At 51.6% G+C, this 19223-nt stretch carries 21 protein-coding genes; 17 read left to right on the forward strand and 4 right to left on the reverse strand.

The annotated features are described in order from the left end of the window. The first annotated feature begins 2 nt into the window (after positions 1-2). The 6 genes from A8F97_RS20935 to A8F97_RS20960 all read left to right on the forward strand — a co-directional run bounded on the left by A8F97_RS20935 (position 3) and on the right by A8F97_RS20960 (position 4727). On the forward strand, positions 3-482 hold the full coding sequence (locus A8F97_RS20935) for a hypothetical protein (RefSeq protein ID WP_014701720.1): 480 nt from the start codon (positions 3-5) through the stop codon (positions 480-482). An 8-nt stretch (positions 483-490) separates the two neighbouring features. Next, the gene (locus tag A8F97_RS20940) at positions 491-1183 is read left to right on the forward strand and encodes an ABC transporter ATP-binding protein (RefSeq protein WP_014701719.1); all 693 of its coding nucleotides are present in this window, start codon (positions 491-493) and stop codon (positions 1181-1183) included. Then, positions 1180-2529, forward strand: coding sequence for an FtsX-like permease family protein (locus A8F97_RS20945; RefSeq protein WP_015731377.1), 1350 nt, complete (start codon positions 1180-1182; stop codon positions 2527-2529). The genes A8F97_RS20940 and A8F97_RS20945 overlap by 4 nt, the downstream gene beginning before the upstream one ends. 242 nt (positions 2530-2771) lie before the next feature. Further along, positions 2772-3653 carry an SUMF1/EgtB/PvdO family nonheme iron enzyme gene (locus A8F97_RS20950; protein WP_015731376.1) on the forward strand — a complete coding sequence of 294 codons (882 nt, stop codon included), beginning with the start codon at positions 2772-2774 and terminating at the stop codon, positions 3651-3653. Further along, entirely contained in the window at positions 3643-4176 is a 534-nt protein-coding gene (locus tag A8F97_RS20955; protein ID WP_025919635.1) for a carbapenem self-resistance protein CarG family protein, read from the forward strand. Before A8F97_RS20950 ends, A8F97_RS20955 begins: the two co-directional genes overlap by 11 nt. Next, positions 4173-4727 carry a hypothetical protein gene (locus A8F97_RS20960; protein WP_033072234.1) on the forward strand — a complete coding sequence of 185 codons (555 nt, stop codon included), beginning with the start codon at positions 4173-4175 and terminating at the stop codon, positions 4725-4727. The genes A8F97_RS20955 and A8F97_RS20960 overlap by 4 nt, the downstream gene beginning before the upstream one ends. Before the next feature lie 73 nt (positions 4728-4800). Here the strand turns inward: A8F97_RS20960 and kduI are convergent, their stop codons facing one another. From kduI to A8F97_RS20980, 4 genes are all read right to left on the reverse strand, one after another. After that, the gene (kduI, locus tag A8F97_RS20965) at positions 4801-5637 is read right to left on the reverse strand and encodes a 5-dehydro-4-deoxy-D-glucuronate isomerase (RefSeq protein ID WP_014701714.1); all 837 of its coding nucleotides are present in this window, start codon (positions 5635-5637) and stop codon (positions 4801-4803) included. Positions 5638-5649: 12 nt separating this feature from the next. Next, the gene (kdgT, locus tag A8F97_RS20970; protein ID WP_014701713.1) at positions 5650-6606 is read right to left on the reverse strand and encodes a 2-keto-3-deoxygluconate transporter; all 957 of its coding nucleotides are present in this window, start codon (positions 6604-6606) and stop codon (positions 5650-5652) included. Positions 6607-6966: 360 nt separating this feature from the next. Further along, the gene (locus tag A8F97_RS20975) at positions 6967-7755 is read right to left on the reverse strand and encodes an IclR family transcriptional regulator (protein WP_014701712.1); all 789 of its coding nucleotides are present in this window, start codon (positions 7753-7755) and stop codon (positions 6967-6969) included. Between the two features lie 225 nt (positions 7756-7980). After that, the gene (locus A8F97_RS20980; protein ID WP_033072233.1) at positions 7981-10314 is read right to left on the reverse strand and encodes a Tex family protein; all 2334 of its coding nucleotides are present in this window, start codon (positions 10312-10314) and stop codon (positions 7981-7983) included. A gap of 349 nt (positions 10315-10663) precedes the next feature. On the opposite strand from A8F97_RS20980, the gene A8F97_RS20985 reads away from it, so the two are divergent. From A8F97_RS20985 to A8F97_RS21035, 11 genes are all read left to right on the forward strand, one after another. Continuing rightward, on the forward strand, positions 10664-11779 hold the full coding sequence (locus A8F97_RS20985; protein ID WP_015731371.1) for a 1-propanol dehydrogenase PduQ: 1116 nt from the start codon (positions 10664-10666) through the stop codon (positions 11777-11779). A gap of 125 nt (positions 11780-11904) precedes the next feature. Beyond that, positions 11905-12594, forward strand: a complete 690-nt coding sequence (gene pduL / locus A8F97_RS20990) for a phosphate propanoyltransferase (RefSeq protein WP_014701709.1) — start codon at positions 11905-11907, stop codon at positions 12592-12594. Between the two features lie 87 nt (positions 12595-12681). Then, entirely contained in the window at positions 12682-13437 is a 756-nt protein-coding gene (locus A8F97_RS20995; RefSeq protein WP_033072232.1) for a flavoprotein, read from the forward strand. Continuing rightward, positions 13419-13691 carry a EutN/CcmL family microcompartment protein gene (locus tag A8F97_RS21000; protein WP_005969376.1) on the forward strand — a complete coding sequence of 91 codons (273 nt, stop codon included), beginning with the start codon at positions 13419-13421 and terminating at the stop codon, positions 13689-13691. The genes A8F97_RS20995 and A8F97_RS21000 overlap by 19 nt, the downstream gene beginning before the upstream one ends. 20 nt (positions 13692-13711) lie before the next feature. After that, positions 13712-14224 carry a GlcG/HbpS family heme-binding protein gene (locus tag A8F97_RS21005; RefSeq protein ID WP_014701707.1) on the forward strand — a complete coding sequence of 171 codons (513 nt, stop codon included), beginning with the start codon at positions 13712-13714 and terminating at the stop codon, positions 14222-14224. Between the two features lie 23 nt (positions 14225-14247). Beyond that, positions 14248-15459: a propionate kinase gene (tdcD, locus tag A8F97_RS21010; RefSeq protein ID WP_033072231.1), complete on the forward strand. Its 1212-nt coding sequence runs from the start codon at positions 14248-14250 to the stop codon at positions 15457-15459. Positions 15460-15663: 204 nt separating this feature from the next. Continuing rightward, on the forward strand, positions 15664-15945 hold the full coding sequence (gene grpH, locus A8F97_RS21015; protein WP_005969382.1) for a propanediol utilization system shell hexameric protein GrpH: 282 nt from the start codon (positions 15664-15666) through the stop codon (positions 15943-15945). Positions 15946-15966: 21 nt separating this feature from the next. Further along, entirely contained in the window at positions 15967-16752 is a 786-nt protein-coding gene (gene pduB / locus A8F97_RS21020) for a propanediol utilization microcompartment protein PduB (protein WP_014701705.1), read from the forward strand. A gap of 49 nt (positions 16753-16801) precedes the next feature. Beyond that, positions 16802-18310: an aldehyde dehydrogenase family protein gene (locus A8F97_RS21025; protein WP_014701704.1), complete on the forward strand. Its 1509-nt coding sequence runs from the start codon at positions 16802-16804 to the stop codon at positions 18308-18310. 25 nt (positions 18311-18335) lie between these two features. After that, entirely contained in the window at positions 18336-18635 is a 300-nt protein-coding gene (locus tag A8F97_RS21030; protein ID WP_014701703.1) for a BMC domain-containing protein, read from the forward strand. Between the two features lie 10 nt (positions 18636-18645). Continuing rightward, positions 18646-19221, forward strand: a complete 576-nt coding sequence (locus A8F97_RS21035; RefSeq protein WP_014701702.1) for a DJ-1/PfpI family protein — start codon at positions 18646-18648, stop codon at positions 19219-19221. Positions 19222-19223: the final 2 nt, after the last annotated feature.

Consider the following 19223-nt stretch of genomic DNA (forward strand, 5'->3'; position numbering starts at 1 on the left):
CTATGAATAATGCGAAATGTAGCAAAGCGGGGGCAACCCCGCTTTTATTCTCTTGGCTGCGTGCGGTGTTGGTGCTGTTCCTCCTCGGCGGCACCGCACCCGTGAACGCTGCGCAGTCAGAACTCTCCTTCGATAAGCTGTATGCCTCTTATGGCGTGCTAGGTCTTGAATTCTCCAATGACGTCAAAGCACTTTCCGGTAAACGGGTAAAGATGCACGGCTTTATGGCACCGCCGCTCAAGGCGGAGTCACAGTTCTTTGTACTCACTAAAATGCCGATGGCGCTGTGTCCCTTCTGTTCGTCTGATGCGGACTGGCCCGAAGATATCGTTGTGGTCTATCTCGCCAAACGTCAGACCTTCGTACAGAACAACACCATGATTGAAGTAGAAGGTGTGCTGGAGCACGGATCGTGGACCGATCCTGAAACGGGTTTTGTCAGCCTGCTGCGACTGCGTGAAGCCACGTTCGATACCCTTTAGGAGCGCTAATGGCTGAGTTATTGATTCAACACCTGAGTGTGACCTTCCCTGATACCTCAGAGGCCGTGCTGGATATTCCCGCGTTGTCGATTCGTTCCGGCGAGCGCGTGGCGGTGATGGGGCCTTCTGGCTCCGGTAAGACCACGCTGGTGAATGCTATCACTGGCATGGATCACAGCGGGACGGGTCAGGTGCAGTGGGAAAAGCAGGATATCTGGCAGTTGAACGAAGCGGAACGTGACCGCTGGCGGGCACAGCATATCGGGCTGGTGATGCAGGACTTCCATCTTTTCCCTGGCCTGAATGCCATAGAGAACGTCTTGTTGCCCGCACAGTTTCACCACTGGCGGATACCGGCATCGCTCAGGCAACGGGCGGTAGATTTGCTGGCTCAGGTAGGGTTGGATACGGGGAAACGCCCGATTGAGGTGTTATCACGTGGCGAGAAGCAACGGGTTGCGGTAGCAAGAGCCTTGCTCAGCAAGCCGGACATCATCGTCGCCGATGAGCCAACTGCCAGTCTGGATGCGCAGAGCGGTGAGCAGATTGCTGACCTGCTGGTGACGCTGGCGCGCGAGAGTCGTGCAACGCTTATCGCCATTACGCACGATGCGCGTCTGGCTTCACAAATGTCGCGCTGTATTCAACTGGAAAAAGGACGCCTCGTGGCGGACAAGCCCTATCAGGAGGATCGTGCATGATTCCGTGGCGTCTTATCTGGGTCGACTGGCGTCGGCTGTGGCCGGGTGTGCTGGTCGTGGTGTTGCTGATCGCCGTGGCGACAGCATTAAGTATTTCAGTGAGCTTGCAGGAAAGAGCATTACGCATGGGCAGCGCTAAGGCTGCCGATCGTTTTGATTTGGTCATCGGTGCGCCGGGAAGCGAAACACAGCTCGTGCTGTCATCCGTATTTTTGCAACCCTCTGCGCTAACGTTGATTCCCGCGCAGGTGTTAACCGATCTGGAGAAAAATCCGCTGGTGGCGTGGGCCGCCCCGGTTGCATTCGGTGATTTCTATCAGGGGATGCCGATTATCGGCACCACGCCGCCGCTGGTGACGGATAACGGCAAGAGACAGCTCACCGCCGGACGCCTCTTCAACGACGGTTTTGAAGCTGTGGTCGGCGCACAAACCGGGCTGACGGTGGGGAGTACATTTAGTCCCATTCATGGTCAGGTAGGAACGGAAGGGGCGCACGCGCATGATAATGTCATCTATACCGTTGTCGGCGTGCTACCCGCGGACGGCAGCGCATGGGATAAAGCGATTCTGGTGCCGGTGAATGCCGTATGGCGAGTACACGGTATCCATCCACCACATGATGCGCATCACGATGAACACGGCCATGATCACGATGATGAACATCACGACGACGCTGGCGTGACACATTCACCTGATGAGGAACATCACTCTGAAGGTGAAGAACATCATGATGAGGCCGCGAATCCGGCTACGGCAGCACATGATGACGACCATAGCGATGTGGAAGCACACGAGCACAAACATCAGGCGGGATTGCCTGCGATTGTCGTGAAACCAAAAACAATCGCAGGGGCTTATCAACTGCGTTCGCTGTATCGCAGCAACACGACGCTGGCGGTGTTCCCCGGCGAAGTGCTGGTGAAGCTCTATTCAATGCTGGGTGATATCCGCGAACTACTGACCTATATCTCGCTAGGGACACAGGGATTGGTGGGCGTGGCCGTGGCGATGGTGGCGGTTATCCACCTGCGGCAGCGGCAGAAACAGATCGGTGCGCTCCGGGCTTTTGGCGCACCGCGCTACGGCATTTTTACGCTGATCTGGAGCGGGCTGATGTCGCTGGTGAGTGTTGGCGTATTGCTGGGTGTTGGCTTGGGCTACCTTGCGGCACGTGCGATTGCGGTGGTTATGAGCGAGAGAAGCGGCTTTGTTCTGCCGGTGACGTTGGAATGGGAAGATATCCACTTCATCCTGCTTCTATTGCTGGTCGCTGCTGTCGTCCTCACGATCCCCGCGATGCTATCTTACCGACAGTCCCCTGCTACGGCGCTTCGAGGGGAATAAGTGTGGCGAACAAGTGAGTCGACTCAATGCGTTGACTCATTCGCTAGGCTAGGCCGTATTGGCATCGGGCGCGTTGTTTTGGCGTCCGATGCTGTCTTTCCCCACCTGTAGCCCCCCGTTTGAACCGCGAGTAAAATGAAAAGCTTATTCTATGGCTAGCTCAAACCGTAGGCAGCGGCATATACTCCGGCTACGAGTAAGCAAATGATATTCCCTCCTCGGTACGGTCAACACGGATTGTTATGTTAAAGAACGGTTTTACCTTTTTGGGGCTGTGTTTAGTGCTACAGCCTGTCGCAGCGCTACCCGTTACGGAAGCTAAGGTTAACGGGATGACGGAAATTAATGTCGACGGTGGCAATTTTTACGTGGGTTCCGTCTTTGGCCCAGAAGACTATGCGGCCCATGCCAACACGTCGATTCCCTCCTTTTTCATGACGCAAACAGAAATCACCTATCAGCAGTACCATGCGCTGCAAGACTGGGCGGACGCGCACGGCTATCAGCTTAGCGGTGGCTGCAATGGCGCGACGTTTGAAGATTGTCTGTCGCCTGAACAAGATGGTGGGCAGCACCCTGTCACCAATGTTTCATGGTGGGATGCGGTAATTTTTGCCAATGCGCTCAGTGAGCGGCAGCAACTGCAACCTCGTTATCTCACTATTGACGGTAAGACGCTGAAGCGTGCCCCAGAAGACGATAACGATAAGCTGATGCGCGAGGATTTGCAGGCATCGGGTTACCGCTTGCCGACGTTGGCAGAATGGCACATGGCAGCCAGAGGGGGCCAAAAGGGGCTTGCGGATGCCACTTACGGCTCTCGCTATGCAGGCAGCGAACAGTCGGAGCGTGTGGCGCACTTTCCCTCGGATAGGCAATCGTTTGGTACGGTGCCAGTGGCATCGAAGCGCCCCAACTCACTGGGTCTTTACGACATGAGCGGTAATGTCTCTGAGTGGTTGAATGAGCCCTATGCGGTGGAGGGCGGCAAAACGATGTTCTACTTTTGCGGCGGAAGTTATCTGGAACAAGTGCATAGCCTGGCAAGCTGCGATCTGCATACGCCCGGCTTTTTCATGCCGGATATCGGTTTTCGATTGGTAAGGACGCGTGGTGATAAATAAATTCGTTGGTGGGGTGGCACTTTGTGCTATCAGCAGCACTGCCGCGGCGCTGTCGCCCGTGGTGCTGAAAGACGGCATCAACCAACTGGATCTGAATCAGGATGGTGGGCAAGACTATGTTGTCGTGGCCCAATTTGACAACAATACCTCGCATCCTCATCTCGGGCTGACGTTCTTTATACAACGGCCGGATGGCGGACACAGCATTATGCCGGTTGCCAACAGTAATACATTTACCTGGTTTGACTATCGACTGTCCGCTGCGGCGGATTTTCTGGTGCAGGATAATCAACTGTTCCTGTCTGGCGGTCGCTACTTTCTGGTATCGGCAAGGAAGGAAGGGGAAAACGCATTTGATCCCGCAAAAGTGATTTTGACGATTTACGGTTTCAGTTCGTCGCAGGACGATCCGGGTGTGCCGTTGTATGAATGGTCAGAACGCAAGCGCGTGGTAACGCAAAATGCCTATCAATCCGTTGATGAGGCCTACAAGGAAGTCAGTGAGGCGATGCTAGAAAAATGAAAACGTCGATACTAATCGCAGTAGGGCTATTGTCGCCCTTTGGGGCGCTGGCACAGCTTAGCGAGCAGGATTATCAGCAGCGGATACAGGATTTCTTTGATGCCGGGTCACCTCTGTGTCTGGGCGAGAAGCAGTGGCCGGTACATAGCCCTAAAGGTGATGCACCCTGGAACCGTGGGCGTTTGCACGCACTGGTAGACGCCGGTTTGGCCTATGCCACGCCGGAAGGAACCAGCACGGTATATCGTTTATCACCAGTAGGAGATAAGAACTGGCGTCAGCACGGTGACCTGTGTTACGGCAGGATGCAGGTGGGGAGTATTGAGAAAGTCGATCGCGTGAATCAGGAACTGACGGTGGTGTATTTTACGTATCGTTTAACGTCACTGGAGAACTGGGCGCATAACCGGGCGCTACGCTTTGCCTTTAGCGAACTGGATAATCTGGTGGGGGGCGCGGGAACCACACGCTATTCGGCCACCATTCGTGAAGCGTTGGGCGGGGCGGCGAAATTGCAGGATTACCCTGTTCCAGTAGAACTGGATTACTGAAGTTAGATAAAAAAACAGGGTGAACGCGGTTCACCCTGCTGCATTTTACTCTCTTGGCATCGCCCTGAGGGGGTTAGCGTAAATCCAGCATCGCGATATGATCCATATCGTCAAACGTCAGGTTTTCGCCGATCATGCCCCAAATAAAGGCATAGTTTTTGGTGCCAACGCCGGTGTGAATCGACCAACTCGGGGAGATCACTGCCTGTTCGTTATGCATCACCAGATGACGCGTTTCATGGGGTTCACCCATCATATGGAAAATAATGGTGTCTTCCGCCATGTCAAAATAGAAGTAAACCTCCATTCTGCGTTCATGGGTATGCGTCGGCATTGAATTCCAGTTGCTGCCTTCTGCCAGACGCGTTAATCCCATGCTCAGTTGACAGGTCTCTACCACTTCCGGCACCAGATATTTGCAAATCGTCCGTTTGTTGCAGGTCGTGACGTCTCCCAACGGAGCTTTGATTGCGTCATCCTGTGTGATGATGCGTGTCGGGTAAACGGCATGCGCTGGTGCGCTGTTATAATACAGTTTGGCTGGTTTAGCTTTGTCGAGGCTACTAAAGGCTAAGGCCTTAGCGCCCTTGCCGACATAGAGCGCTTCCTCGTTGCCAACCTGATAGCTTGTGCCGTCGATAACGATTTTTGCCGGGCCGCCGATATTGATCAACCCCAACTCGCGTCGCTCAAGAAAATAGTTCACGCCAAATTGTTTACCGATGCCGTCATCAAACGTTATCTCGCCATCCACCGGCATGATCCCGCCCACAACAATACGGTCGATGTGGCTGTAAGTCATGGTGTAGTGGTTTGGCGTAAATATCTTCTCAATGAGAAATTTCTTCCTCAGTTCGGTGGTATCAAGCGTTTTCGCATGCTCACTGTGTACACTTTGTCTTACGTCCATTTTGCTACCTTTTTATGCGTGTTTAGGTGAAAAGCGTTTTGCCCATAATGCCGTAATGATGGGCACCAATACTGACGTCACGATGACGCTGGTGGCGACTAACGCTGTCGCCTGTTGAGCGACGGGAGCGAATTCCGGTGCCATATTCGCGATCAGCAGAGGCGTCGCGACGGCGGCACCCGCGCTGCTGGATGCGGCCACACCCGCGGTTCCATTACCGCCGCCAATAAATTTATCCGCTAAAATCAATGGAATGCCGGTAACAATAATCACCAGTACGCCGAGGAAGATCCCTGCGAAGCCTGTTTGGAGGATCACCGATAAATTAATGGTGTTGCCCAACGCAAAGGCGAAGAAAGGGATCAGGGTTTGTACTGAATTACCGAACAGTTTTCTCAAGTCCGGGTCCAGGTTGCCCAACGTAAAACCAATCAGGAAAGGCAGCACGGCACCGACAAATAGCTGAGGTTCAAAGGTCGCGATACCGCTGGCACCCAGAATGGCCATCGTCATCAACGGGCCGGACTCCAGAGACATCAGCACGAAGGCACCGGCTTCTTCTTTCGAACCATATTGGTTCATCAATGCGGCATACAATCCGCCGTTCGTCATGTCCATTGCCGCGACCAGCGCAAGAACGGAGATCCCCGCCAGCAAGCCATTTTGGATGCCATCTCCTGGCAAGAATGCGCCCGCGATCAGCGCTACAACCCAAGCGGTGGCGAGCTTTGTCACAACCAGTACGCCTGATTTTCTCAGCATCGAACCCGTCGCTTTAAGCTCAATAGATGCGCCCATGCAGAAAAACCAGACGGCCAGAATCGGGATCGTGCCAGTAATAAGGCCGTTGCTGAACGAACCTAAAAATTTCCCAGCACCTGGCGTAAAGGTATTACAGAACGCGCCCAAAAAGAGCGGAACCAGCATTAATCCCCCAGGGATTTTATCAATAGCTTGTTTGATTTTCATAACAGTCCTGATTGTAAAAATAGAAATATATTCGGCCCGCCGTCAATGAAGACAGAGAGGTTTTTTATAAAATAACAAATAGAGTAAAATAATAACGGATGTGTTATTACCCAATTTTATTAATTATTGAAGATGCTCGTCCTTATTATAAAGTTGATGATTCATTTTTTCGTCACCTTAATGACTCTGTGTTCTTTAATGTTTTTTAGGTGATGGAAACCCTTCCCGTAACGCTGGATTAGCGTTTACCGGTAATGATGTCGTAACATATTCGTCATGCTAGTTTTTGCGTGACTATTACTCTGTGAATTTCAATTAATGGTAAATTGAAATTCGCTATGGTTATGTAATAAAGATGTATTATCTACTATCAGTGCTCCGGCTATTAATATGGGCGGTGATAGCCTTGCTGGTTTTAATCAGGCTCGCCAGATGCTTCTCTTTTTTTCCATTAGCATATTGCGATTGCATACCGTTAACGCCGATAGCGGCGATGACGTCACCATCCTGGTTAAAGATTGGAGCCGCCATGCAGCAGATTTCTTCTATATCTTCACCGTCATCTATTGCCCAGCCTTGTTCCTTAACGGTTTTCAGGTGTTGTAAGAAATCGCCTTTATTGGTAATTGTCCGGGGCGTTAAATACTCAAAGGTGCAATTGGCAATCAGCGATTCAATTCTTTCCTGTGGAAGCCAGGCTATGAGCACTTTTCCCAGAGACATACGGTTAAAAATGATTTTCTTACCTTCCCAGGATGTTTTTACAATGGCCTTGGGAGATTCTACTTTACTCAGGAAGAAACCATTATCGCCGTCCAGAATACCAAGATGGCAGGTCAACTCCGTTTCTTTGACCAGCTCATGCATAAAGTTAATCGTATCTTTACGCAGATCAATATTCTTTATTACCAGACCACCCAGTTCAAACAGTCTCAACCCCAAAACATAACGCCCGTCAGCGCGCTGGCGTAATAGCTGTGTGATCACCAGCACTTCCAATAGATGATGTACGCTGCTTTTTGGAATAGACAAGTCAGTACATATCTCAGTGAAACTGGCTTCGTCGCGTTTGGCAATGTAGTCAATAATCATCACTAAACGGACCGCTGCAGGCGCTTTACTGTGTTCGAGTTGCTGGAATATATTCATGGTGTTCTATATATAAAACTATGGTTTCCTATATAGAACAATAATAACGCAACGGTCATTTATTTACCTAGATACAGATCACAAATTAATCTCAAATAGGTTGAATATTTCAATATAAATGAAACGTAGTTTTATTAGGGAAACAAAATAGCGATATTTGGGCAGGAAAGATGCCCGACCTTGTTAATGAGGCCGGGCATTATTTAAATCATGGGAGGACAGTGATTAACGCTTTTTAAATGCAGCGGCCAGCGCATCGCCCATCGCGCTGTTGCCTGCGGCGGATGTGCTAGCAGGACGGGGGCGTGATTTACCTGTTGGCTGACGCGGTGAGGTCGTGTTATCAGCGCGTGCATTACCACCGCCACGGCGCGATGATGTCTCACCCGGCTGCTCATCAAGCCGCATGGTCAGCGCGATGCGTTTACGTTGCAGATCGACTTCCATCACTTTCACTTTCACGATATCGCCTGCTTTCACCACTTTGTGTGGATCGTCGACGAAACGGTCGGCCAGCGACGAAATATGTACCAAGCCGTCCTGATGGACGCCGATATCCACAAACGCGCCAAAGTTGGTGACGTTGGTGACTGCACCCTCCAGAATCATGCCCGGTAGCAGATCGTTTAAGGTTTCTACACCGTCGGCGAAGCTGGCGGTTTTGAATTCAGGACGCGGATCGCGGCCCGGTTTTTCCAGCTCTTTGATGATATCGGTTACCGTCGGCACGCCGAAACGTTCATCGGTGAAATCCGATGGTTTCAGGTTACGCAGTGCGGTTGGATTCCCCATCAACTCCTGCAACGCCTGTTCGGTCGCGGCCAGGATCCGTTCTACAATCGGGTAGGCTTCCGGGTGAACAGTAGAAGCATCCAGTGGGTTATTGCCGTGGTTGATGCGCAGGAAGCCCGCGCACTGTTCAAAGGCTTTTGGCCCCAGACGGCTGACTTTCAGCAATTGTTCGCGGTTGTGGAAGCGGCCATTCTCATCACGCCAGGTCACAATGTTTTGTGCCATCATGCGCGTCAGCCCGGCGACACGGGTTAACAGCGCCACGGACGCGGTGTTCAGATCAACACCGACGGAGTTTACGCAGTCTTCGACCACCGCATCCAGTTTCTTCGCCAACTGGCTCTGGCTTACGTCATGCTGGTACTGACCAACACCGATGGATTTCGGATCGATCTTTACTAGTTCCGCTAGCGGGTCCTGCAAACGACGAGCAATGGATACCGCGCCGCGCAGTGACACATCCAGATCGGGGAATTCCAGCGCAGCCAGTTCGGACGCAGAGTACACCGACGCACCGGCTTCACTGACGATCACTTTCTGTGCCTTGATATCCGGGAACTGTTTCTGTGTGTCGAGGAAGAAACGTTCGGTTTCACGCGAGGCAGTCCCGTTACCAATCGCCACCAGCTCAACCTGATGCTTGAGGCACAGTGCGGCGATGATCGGAGCCGCTTTAGCGGCCTGACCGGTATGCGGATAAATGGTGTCGGTCGCGACCAGCTTGCCGGTGGCATCCACCACCGCGACTTTTACGCCAGTACGCAGGCCCGGATCGAGACCCATGGTGGCACGCATGCCCGCAGGGGCGGCCATCAGCAGATCGTGCATGTTACGGGCAAAGACGTTGATCGCTTCGTCTTCAGCCTTCTCACGCACGCTGCCCATCAGTTCGGTTTCAAGGTGCAGCAGCACTTTAATGCGCCACGTCCAGCTAATGACGGCGCGTCGCCAACTGTCTGCTGCCGCATTACCTAGCCGCAGGTTCAGGTGGTCGATAATAATCTGTTCGCAGTAGCTCTCGCGCGGCGCGTCTTCGTGTTGCGGATCGGCATTCAGCGCCAATTGCAGTACGCCTTCATTACGACCACGGAACATCGCCAGAGCACGGTGTGAAGGCACCTGAGCAATCGGTTCGTGATGATCGAAATAGTCGCGGAACTTCGCGCCTTCCTCCTCTTTCCCCTCAACCACACGGGAAACCAGATGCGCGTTTTTCCATAGGTAGTTACGCACTTTTGCCAGCAGCGTCGCGTCTTCGGCAAAGCGCTCCATCAGGATATACCGTGCGCCGTCCAGTGCGGCTTTCACGTCCGCTACGCCTTTATCGACATCGACATAGGTCTGTGCCGCCAGCTCTGGCTCCTGGCTTGGGTCTTGCCACAGGCCATCAGCCAACGGCTCCAGACCGGCTTCAATCGCGATTTGTCCACGCGTGCGGCGTTTAGGTTTATACGGCAGGTAGAGATCTTCCAGCTCGGTTTTGCTCAACGTGCCGTTAATGGCGGTGGCGAGCTGTGCGGTTAACTTTCCCTGCTCGTCGATGGATTTCAGAATAGTCTGGCGTCGGTCTTCCAGCTCACGCAGGTAGCCGAGGCGCGTTTCGAGCTGGCGCAGTTGGGTGTCATCCAGCCCGCCGGTCACTTCTTTACGGTAACGGGCGATAAAAGGGACGGTATTTCCTTCGTCCAGCAGGCGGACAGCCGCGTCTACCTGCTCCGTGCGCGCCTGCAATTCGCTGGCGATAAGTTGGCTTAATGAATCATTCATAGGTCTGATATCAGTCGTCATCACATTAGTGGAATAAAAAAGTAGTGGAGTAAATAAGTCGTGAATTAAACAAGTGAGGACAGTTATACGGATTGAGCGGGCAAAATGCCAGCCGCTGCCATCTGGAAACGCCGATGATCCCGTGTTGTTCCGTACAACCTTCTTTTATTGAGCTGTTTACTGGCGGCTGTACTTTCTTGTCAATATTGGTATACGACAGCAACATAATCCTGACGCTGCACAATCATAGCCAGACTCTTCTTCGTTACACCATGACACCATGAGATCTCTTTTCATGGCCGGTGCGTGTATGCCGGTAACTTGTATTAAGGGATAAGGTAGTCGAGAGATGGCGAGCTATTTTTTTTCTATTCCGAAAGTCTATTTTGGCGAGGAAGCCATTGGCGCGTTGCGTCGGTTGAACCATAAAAAGGTCGGGATTGTTACTGACGATTTTATGGCCAAATCGGGTAAAACTCGCTATCTCATTAAGGAAATGCCACAGGCTTGCGTGTCTATTTTCAGTGACGTAAAACCCGATCCGAGCGTTGAGATCCTGCTGGCAGGGGCGACACAATTTAAAACATTCAAGCCAGACGTCATTATTGCGCTGGGTGGCGGTTCTTCGCTTGATGCCGCGAAAGGGATTAAGGTTGCTTTGGAAGAGTATTTTCCCGGTCACGCGATTGAGCTTATTGCCATTCCTACCACGAGCGGTTCTGGCTCCGAAGTTACCTCCTACGCCATTATCTCCGATCCGAAGAATGGCCGAAAATATCCCCTGATTGCAGACGAACTCGTTCCAGATTATGCCATTCTCGACCCGCATTTAGTGCTGTCTGTTCCCCGTCAGGTCGCGGTTGATACGGGTATGGATGTGCTGACACACGCTATCGAAGCGTTGGTCTCATCTGGCGCAAATGATTTTAGCGACGCATTGGCAGAAAAAGCGATTGCACTCACCTGGCAATACCTCCCGCATGTTTTCCAGGATGAAACAAATATCCAGGCGCGAACCCATATGCACAACGCGTCCTGTATGGCTGGAATGGCGTTTAACTCCGCAGGTCTGGGGTTGGTACACGGCATGGCGCATGCCATTGGCGGCATGTTACACATACCGCATGGCAAAATTAATGCGATGCTGCTGCCCCTGGTTATTGCCTACAACGCCTGTCACGCTCCTCACGTGATGGCACGTTACCAGAAGTGTGCCGCCATCATGGGCCTGCCGTCCACCACTGCGGAACACGCTCTGAACGCGTTAATAAACAGTATTCGCGATATGAATCGCTATTTTGGCATTCCTGCCACGCTGCGGGAGTTGGGCAAAGATCTCACTGATTTCGAATCCTTACGTCAACCGCTAATCGCCGCTGCGTTAGCGGACGGCTGCACCGCATCGAATCCCTGTAAACCAAACGCCGTAGATATAGACCAGTTGCTGACAGAGATTGTCGGATAAATCTGGACAAGTTTGTCCTTTGATAAAAGGACGGTCAAAAAAGTCCTGCGTGACGGCAAAAAGCCTAATCCAGGACTGAATATTCTACCTATTGCTCCATCCATTACTTTCAGGTCGTTGACGTTATGAATTACAACCAACAGCAAGCCGAATTGATTACCCAGCAGATTCTTCAGGAGCTTGCAGCCCGTAGCACCTCGTTTGTTGACGTCCCGCCATCGCCTCCAGCGTTGGAAATTCCTATTGGTATCTCTAACCGTCATGTGCATCTGAGCCGGGAAGACATGGACGTATTGTTTGGCTACGGCTCCACGCTCACCCGAATGAAAGCGGTAAAGCAACCCGGTCAATATGCTGCTGAAGAGACGGTAACCCTGCGTGGGCCAAAGGGTGAGTTAACTAAAGTACGGGTACTGGGGCCACTACGCAGCGCGACTCAAATTGAAATCTCCGTTTCTGACGGTTTTGTTCTTGGCGTAAAAGCACCGATCAGAATGTCTGGCGACCTACAGGATTCCCCTGGCATCGACATCATCGGTCCCTATGGGCGGGTGACTAAAACGGATGGCGTCATTGTTGCCTGGCGGCATATTCATATTTCACCGGCAGAAGCGGAGAGATATGGCCTGCGCGATGGTATGGAAATCGACGTCGGCATTGAAGGGCATCGTGGTGGAATTCTTAGCCACGTTGTGGTTCGCGTAAGTACTGATGCTGTTTTGGAAATGCATATTGATGTGGAAGAAGCAAACGGCTTTGGCTTACGTAACGGTGATTGCATAAAACGCGTACTGACGGAATGCCATTATGGCTAAAAGCCCTGCAATCTGTCGGTTACATGATTTGGCTGCCTGTCAGGGTGCGCTTAGCGTTGTCATGCGCCGCTGCTGAGAAGGGAAACTATGGACTCGCAACGATTCTCGCACCTGCTTGATACCATTATTGATGATGTCTTAGCGCAACGGAAACAGCGTTTACAAACACGCAATAGGGTGATGCGTGTGGTGTTGAGCGGTGAAGATCTCACGACGCTACCGACCACTCTGGATTGCCTTGCGGCTCTGGATCGTAGTGGCTATTTGCTCGTGATGGTGTTTTCTCATAGCGCCATGCAATCGTCATTACACACCGCCTGCCTGGAAGGACTCGCACGGCGTGGTATTGACGTGTTGTGCGACAGCCGGGAGCCACATCAAACGGAGGACGCCTACAGCAGCCTCTATTTACCAGCGCTCTCCAGCAACAGCCTGAGCAAAATCGCATTGGGTATCCGCGATAATCTGGTGTGCCGCTGGGTTTTTCAGGCGCTGAGCGTGAATAAGGCCGTTATTGTCACGCTCAATGCCGAATGTCGGCCTGACGTTGATAACCCGTTACCGCAAGCATTACAGGCGCGCCTTGCGAATTATACCAATACGCTTGTGGAATATGGTTTCACCGTGATCGGCCAACACCGTACAAGCACGAAACAAACTCTATCAGCGAGTCCCCACAAGCAATTGGTAACACTCAGCGATGTACGCCAATACCCGAGTGGACAGGTGTTGCATATCGGGAACCGCACGCTAATTACCCCTTCCGCCCGTGATGAAATCCGGGATCGCGGAATCGTCATCGTTCAGAGCCACCTGGAGGAAACATGTATCTGGCAAAGGTAACCGGTGCGTTGGTGTCGACCACCAAACACGCTTCGCTCAATGGTGCAAAATTGCTGATTGTCGCCCGTCTGGATGAATACTATCAGCCCACAGGCACGGCACAGGTGGCTGTAGATTTTGTTGGTGCAGGCAATGGCGAAACGGTGATTGTGACCACGGGTAGCTCCGCGCGTATGAGCACCAGCAAAGAACACTCCGTCATTGATGCCGCCGTCGTCGGTATTGTTGATTCGCTCGATCTCAATGATCGGTAATTCCTACGTGAGGAAAAGCGATGCACCATGAACTGAATACTGAACTGGATTGCCGTATCAATGAGGCGATTTCGCGGCAGTTATTGCCACGCCGCCTCTCCTTAAGTCTGGCGAATGCCGCGCTGTTGGCAAAATATGCCAGCGAAGCGGCGGAAGATGCCAATGTCCCCATCGTTTTCAGTCTGGTGGATGCCAGCGGCCAGCAGCGCTACTTCTTTAGCATGGATAACGCATTACTCATTAGCCATACGCTCGCGGGACAAAAGGCCTGGAGTGCCGTGGCGTTGAAAATGCCGACCCACACACTCGCGGAAAAAGTACAGCCCGGATCCAGCCTTTACGGTTTGCAAAATGAACCTGGCATTTGTTGCTTTGGCGGTGGATTGCCCTGCTGGTCAGGCGGGGTGCTGCTAGGGGCTATCGGTATAAGCGGCGGTAGCGTCGAAGAGGATATTGCGATCGCCAGCGCCGCCCTCGCACGTTTCAGTCGTGAGCAATTCCCACTCACACCATTTAATGAATCGTTTTTCTAAAAAAGAGATAGGCAGGGGTCATCATGTCGTTAGCTTCACTGGTTCTGGTTATTAACTGTGGTTCATCGTCACTCAAGTTTTCAGTCATCCCACTCAATGAAGATGCCCCGTTGCTGTCTGGACTGGCGGAAAAGTTAGGATTGGAAGAGGCTTGCATTACGTTTAAAGACGCGGTGGGTAATAAAACGACCACATTACTTACTGAACCTAGCCACAACAGCGCACTGAATACGCTCTTCGCAACACTTGATGAACGGATGCTACTGCCGCGCCTGTGTGCCATCGGCCATCGTGTCGCGCATGGCGGCAGTGATTTCAAACAGTCCGTGTTGCTCACACCAGAGGTGATTGCGCGTATTCGGGAGCTCTCCACTCTGGCCCCTTTACACAATCCTGCCAATGTGGTCGGTATTGAAGCGGCGATGTCGCTGTTACCCGCGCTGCCGCAGGTTGCGGTGTTCGATACCGCGTTTCATCAGACGTTGCCACCAGAAGCCTACACTTACGCCATTCCACTTGAGTATCAGCAGCACCATCAGGTTAGGCGATATGGTTTTCACGGGACATCCCACCGGTTTATTGCCGCAGAAGCGGTTACCAGACTGAAACTCAACCCAACCGATCATGGCATTCTTATCGCCCATCTTGGCAACGGTTCTTCGGTATGTGCGGTAAAAAACGGCGAAAGCGTGGATACCTCAATGGGGATGACTCCACTTGAGGGGCTGGTGATGGGAACGCGCTGTGGCGATCTGGATTTCGGCGCAGCGGCCTATATCGCCCGTTGCACTGGGCAGACGCTCGAATCACTGTACAAAATGGTGAATAACGAGTCTGGTTTGTTCGGTTTGTCCGGCCTATCCAGCGATTGTCGTACCTTGCAGGACGCTCGTAGCAATGGCGACGCGCGCGCCACGCTTGCCATCGACGTGATGGTTCACCGTCTTGCTCGCCACCTTGGGGCTCACCTCGCCTCATTGCATCGATTTGATGCACTCATTTTTACCGGTGGCATCGGTGAAAACTCTGCGCTGGTGCGTGAACTCACAGCCCAAAAACTGGCGGTGTTTGGCGTACATATTGATGTGAAGAAGAACGCGCAAATTTTTGCGGGTCGAGACGGAGTGATCTCGCTCCCTGGCTCACCGATTGTGGCGGTGATCCCAACCAATGAAGAAAAGATGATTGCGCAAGATGCTGCCATGCTTTCTGCCACATTTGAGGTGGCCTCCTGAATCAGGTGCAACGAGGTGCATGTAGGGAGGATTTTATTGTCTGGGGTTATACCGAAAAACAAGAAAGTCTCTCTGACGGGCAAAACATTTTGTCCTTAGCGCAATAACATCATAGTGCATGAATTTATTAGGTACATGAATTCACCTTCGATGTGGGTAATTCATTACTGACTTTTACTCTTACCTGGAAATATAGAGGTCATTATGCAACAAGAAGCATTAGGAATGGTTGAAACAAAAGGTCTGGTTTCCGCAATTGAAGCCGCAGACACCATGGTTAAATCCGCAAACGTAATGTTGGTGGGTTATGAAAAAATTGGTTCTGGATTAGTGACGGTTATGGTACGCGGCGATGTTGGTGCAGTAAAAGCCGCAACCGATGCTGGCTCTGCCGCTGCGGGTAAAGTCGGCGAACTGGTATCCGTACATGTCATTCCACGCCCGCATATTGAAGTGGAAAAAATTCTGCCGAAAGCTGTCAGTTAATAAAGCCAGAGGATACTGACCATGAGAGATAATCTTGTTGAACAGATTATATCTGAAGTAATGAATAAACAGGCTGATGTGAGCGAAAATAACAAAACCGTAAACAGCGTTATTGGTTGTGGTTTAACGGAATTTGTTGGTACAGCTCTGGGACATACTATTGGGCTGGTTATTGCCAATGTCGATCATCAGTTGCATGAAATCATGAATATCGACAAGAAATATCGCTCAATCGGTATTCTTGGCGCGCGTACCGGTGCCGGCCCACATATTTTCGCGGCGGATGAAGCTATTAAAGCCACGAACAGCGAAATTCTTTCTATTGAGCTGGCTCGTGATACCGAAGGTGGTGGTGGACATGGGTGTTTAATCATTTTTGGTGCATCCGATGTGTCAGATGTTCGCCGTGCGGTTGAAGTCGCTCTGGGTGAAATTGAGCGAACGATGGGGGATGTCTACGGTTCGCCGGCAGGTCATCTGGAATTCCAGTACACCGCTCGCGCCAGCTATGCCCTCAATAAAGCGCTAGGCGCACCAGTGGGTAAATCCTTCGGAATGACTTGTGCTTCTCCTGCCGCGATTGGTGTGGTTGTCGCCGATGCTGCTGCAAAAGCGGCTGTGATCGAGCCAGTGGGCTATGCCAGTCCTGCACACGGCACCAGTTTTAGTAACGAAGTGATTTTCACTTTTTCTGGTGATTCTGGCGCCGTTCGTCAAGCGGTTATTTCGGCAAGAGAGGTCGGTAAGAAACTGCTGGCTACTCTGGATCCGGCACCAATCAAATCGACAACGACACCGTACATTTGATGGCGAGCGGCAACGTGTGTGAAGCGATGTGAAGTAAGGAATGTAAAGCATGAACGATCTTGAAATTACTCAGGCCGTTTCCCGTGCCTTGAGTAAATACACCAAAACAACGCCAGAAGCACAAGAGCACAGCGGCCCTTCTGCAACTCCAGCGCCTGATCGCGACAACATTGAAGCGATTGTCGCCAGTGCGCTGGCAAGACGAGCGGGTGCCGAACCTGCTGCCGACCAAACATCGGGAAATGGCGCTTTTGCGACGATGGATGAGGCGATTGCCGCAGCACAACATGCGCAAATCCAGTATCGCCACTGCTCAATGCAGGATCGTACCCGTTTTGTTGATGGTATTCGCCAACTTTTCCTGCAGGAAGAGGTATTGCAGGCCATTTCCAGAATGGCGGTGGAAGAGACCGGCATGGGTAACTATGCCGATAAATTGGTAAAAAACCGCGTTGCTGCACAAAAAACGCCAGGCGTTGAAGATTTAGCAACGAGCGCATTGAGTGGTGATGGTGGCCTGACGCTGATGGAATACTCCGCCTATGGCGTCATTGGTTCGATCACGCCGACCACTAACCCGACGGAAACCATTATCAACAACTCCATCGGCATGCTAGCGGCAGGCAACACCGCGGTGTTCAGCCCTCATCCACGCTCACGTAATGTATCACTGCACTGTGTTGCGTTGATCAACCAGCAACTGGCTCGGCTGGGTGCGCCAGCCAATCTGGTCGTGACCGTGACTAAACCGTCGATTGATAACACTAACGCGTTAATCAACGATCCTCGCGTCAATATGCTGGTCGCGACAGGTGGCCCAGCCATTGTGAAAACGGTGATGTCGTCCGGTAAGAAAGCCATTGGTGCCGGTGCAGGCAATCCCCCCGCCGTGGTGGATGAAACTGCGAATGTCGAGAAAGCTGCCCGGGATATCATTAACGGCTGTAGTTTCGACAACAACCTACCTTGCGTGGCGGAAAAAGAGGTCATTGTCGTTAACGAAGTGGCTGATTACCTTATTCATTGCATGAAGAAAAGCGGAGCCTGGCTGCTATGCGATAAACAGCATATCCAGCAATTGCAATCGCTCGTGCTTAATGAAAAAGGTACAGGCCCGAACACCGCGTTCGTGGGTAAAAATGCCCGCTTCATTTTGCAGCAGATTGGTATCAACGTGCCGGAAGAGATTAAGGTGATTCTGATTGAAGCCGAGCGTGACCATCCTTTCGTCGTGCATGAACTAATGATGCCGATTCTGCCAGTGGTTCGGGTAGAAAATGTCGATGAAGCGATCGAGCTAGCGGTGAAGGTAGAGCATGGCAATCGTCATACCGCCATGATGCACTCCACTAATGTTGAAAAACTCACCAAGATGGCGCGTCTTATTCAGACGACTATTTTTGTGAAAAATGGTCCCTCATACGCCGGAATTGGTGTGGGTGGTGAAGGTCATGCCACGTTTACTATCGCCGGGCCAACCGGGGAAGGGCTGACCTCCGCGCGCACGTTTGCCAGAAACCGTCGGTGCGTGATGGTCGAAGCGCTCAATATTCGCTGATATTAGCAGGACGGGTAACCCTGAGATGAAAAAACGTATCATCAACGCGCCGACGCTGGAAACGCTGGCCATGCTGAAACGGCGTATGCCTTCCGAGTCGCGCAACCGTCTGGAAATGGTACGTATCGACGCTATCGGGTTGATTATGTTGCCGGTACCGGATCTGTATTTTTACGCCGATCAGGCCAGTAAAAGTGCACATGTTGCGGTATCGGAAATCTTTGGCAGTTGCCCGCAACATATCACGACGCTGGCCATATTCGGCGAGGTTGCCGCAGTGAATGAAGCCATGCGCATTATTGAGGATGATGCTAGTACATTCTGAGAGTTCGCTTATGAAAAGAATTCTGATGCTTGCAGGCGATTTCTCTGAAGACTATGAAGTCATGGTGCCATGGCAGGCATTAAGCATGTTAGGTTTCAGAGTTGATGTAGTTTGCCCGGGAAAACGTACTGGGGAATATATTAAGACCGCGATTCATGATTTTGAAGGCGACCAAACTTATACCGAGAAACCCGGTCATTTATTTCGATTAACCGCATCTTTTGATGAAGTCAGGATGCAAGAGTACGGTGGTGTATATATTGCTGGTGGTCGAGCACCAGAATATTTACGCCTGAATAAATCAGTACTGAACATTATTCACTATGCGAATAATTTTACATTACCTATTGCGGCAATTTGTCATGGCCCTCAGATTCTGGTCGCGGCAGGCATATTAAAAGGAAAGAAACTGACGGGATATTTCACTTTAAAACCTGAGATTGAAATGGCAGGAGGAAAGTGGATTACCGCCGCCGATGACGAGGCCATACAAGATGGCAATCTGGTCACCGCCGCAACCTGGATGGGACATCCGGCAATATTACGTCAATTTATTAGTTTAATAGGCACCAGCATTATTCACTAGTG

This window comes from Pectobacterium parmentieri, assembly GCF_001742145.1.
In the GTDB taxonomy this organism is placed as follows: domain Bacteria; phylum Pseudomonadota; class Gammaproteobacteria; order Enterobacterales; family Enterobacteriaceae; genus Pectobacterium; species Pectobacterium parmentieri.

Excerpts from the sequence above, each read along its gene's own strand:
- A8F97_RS20935 (WP_014701720.1), top strand. The coding sequence starts at position 3 with ATGAATAATGCGAAATGTAGCAAAGCGGGGGCAACCCCGCTTTTATTC.
- A8F97_RS20940 (WP_014701719.1), top strand. The coding sequence starts at position 491 with ATGGCTGAGTTATTGATTCAACACCTGAGTGTGACCTTCCCTGATACC.
- A8F97_RS20945 (WP_015731377.1), top strand. The coding sequence starts at position 1,180 with ATGATTCCGTGGCGTCTTATCTGGGTCGACTGGCGTCGGCTGTGGCCG.
- A8F97_RS20950 (WP_015731376.1), top strand. The coding sequence starts at position 2,772 with ATGTTAAAGAACGGTTTTACCTTTTTGGGGCTGTGTTTAGTGCTACAG.
- A8F97_RS20960 (WP_033072234.1), top strand. The coding sequence starts at position 4,173 with ATGAAAACGTCGATACTAATCGCAGTAGGGCTATTGTCGCCCTTTGGG.
- kduI (WP_014701714.1), bottom strand. The coding sequence starts at position 5,637 with ATGGACGTAAGACAAAGTGTACACAGTGAGCATGCGAAAACGCTTGAT.
- kdgT (WP_014701713.1), bottom strand. The coding sequence starts at position 6,606 with ATGAAAATCAAACAAGCTATTGATAAAATCCCTGGGGGATTAATGCTG.
- A8F97_RS20975 (WP_014701712.1), bottom strand. The coding sequence starts at position 7,755 with ATGAATATATTCCAGCAACTCGAACACAGTAAAGCGCCTGCAGCGGTC.
- A8F97_RS20980 (WP_033072233.1), bottom strand. The coding sequence starts at position 10,314 with ATGAATGATTCATTAAGCCAACTTATCGCCAGCGAATTGCAGGCGCGC.
- A8F97_RS20985 (WP_015731371.1), top strand. The coding sequence starts at position 10,664 with ATGGCGAGCTATTTTTTTTCTATTCCGAAAGTCTATTTTGGCGAGGAA.
- pduL (WP_014701709.1), top strand. The coding sequence starts at position 11,905 with ATGAATTACAACCAACAGCAAGCCGAATTGATTACCCAGCAGATTCTT.
- A8F97_RS20995 (WP_033072232.1), top strand. The coding sequence starts at position 12,682 with ATGGACTCGCAACGATTCTCGCACCTGCTTGATACCATTATTGATGAT.
- A8F97_RS21000 (WP_005969376.1), top strand. The coding sequence starts at position 13,419 with ATGTATCTGGCAAAGGTAACCGGTGCGTTGGTGTCGACCACCAAACAC.
- A8F97_RS21005 (WP_014701707.1), top strand. The coding sequence starts at position 13,712 with ATGCACCATGAACTGAATACTGAACTGGATTGCCGTATCAATGAGGCG.
- tdcD (WP_033072231.1), top strand. The coding sequence starts at position 14,248 with ATGTCGTTAGCTTCACTGGTTCTGGTTATTAACTGTGGTTCATCGTCA.
- grpH (WP_005969382.1), top strand. The coding sequence starts at position 15,664 with ATGCAACAAGAAGCATTAGGAATGGTTGAAACAAAAGGTCTGGTTTCC.
- pduB (WP_014701705.1), top strand. The coding sequence starts at position 15,967 with ATGAGAGATAATCTTGTTGAACAGATTATATCTGAAGTAATGAATAAA.
- A8F97_RS21025 (WP_014701704.1), top strand. The coding sequence starts at position 16,802 with ATGAACGATCTTGAAATTACTCAGGCCGTTTCCCGTGCCTTGAGTAAA.
- A8F97_RS21030 (WP_014701703.1), top strand. The coding sequence starts at position 18,336 with ATGAAAAAACGTATCATCAACGCGCCGACGCTGGAAACGCTGGCCATG.
- A8F97_RS21035 (WP_014701702.1), top strand. The coding sequence starts at position 18,646 with ATGAAAAGAATTCTGATGCTTGCAGGCGATTTCTCTGAAGACTATGAA.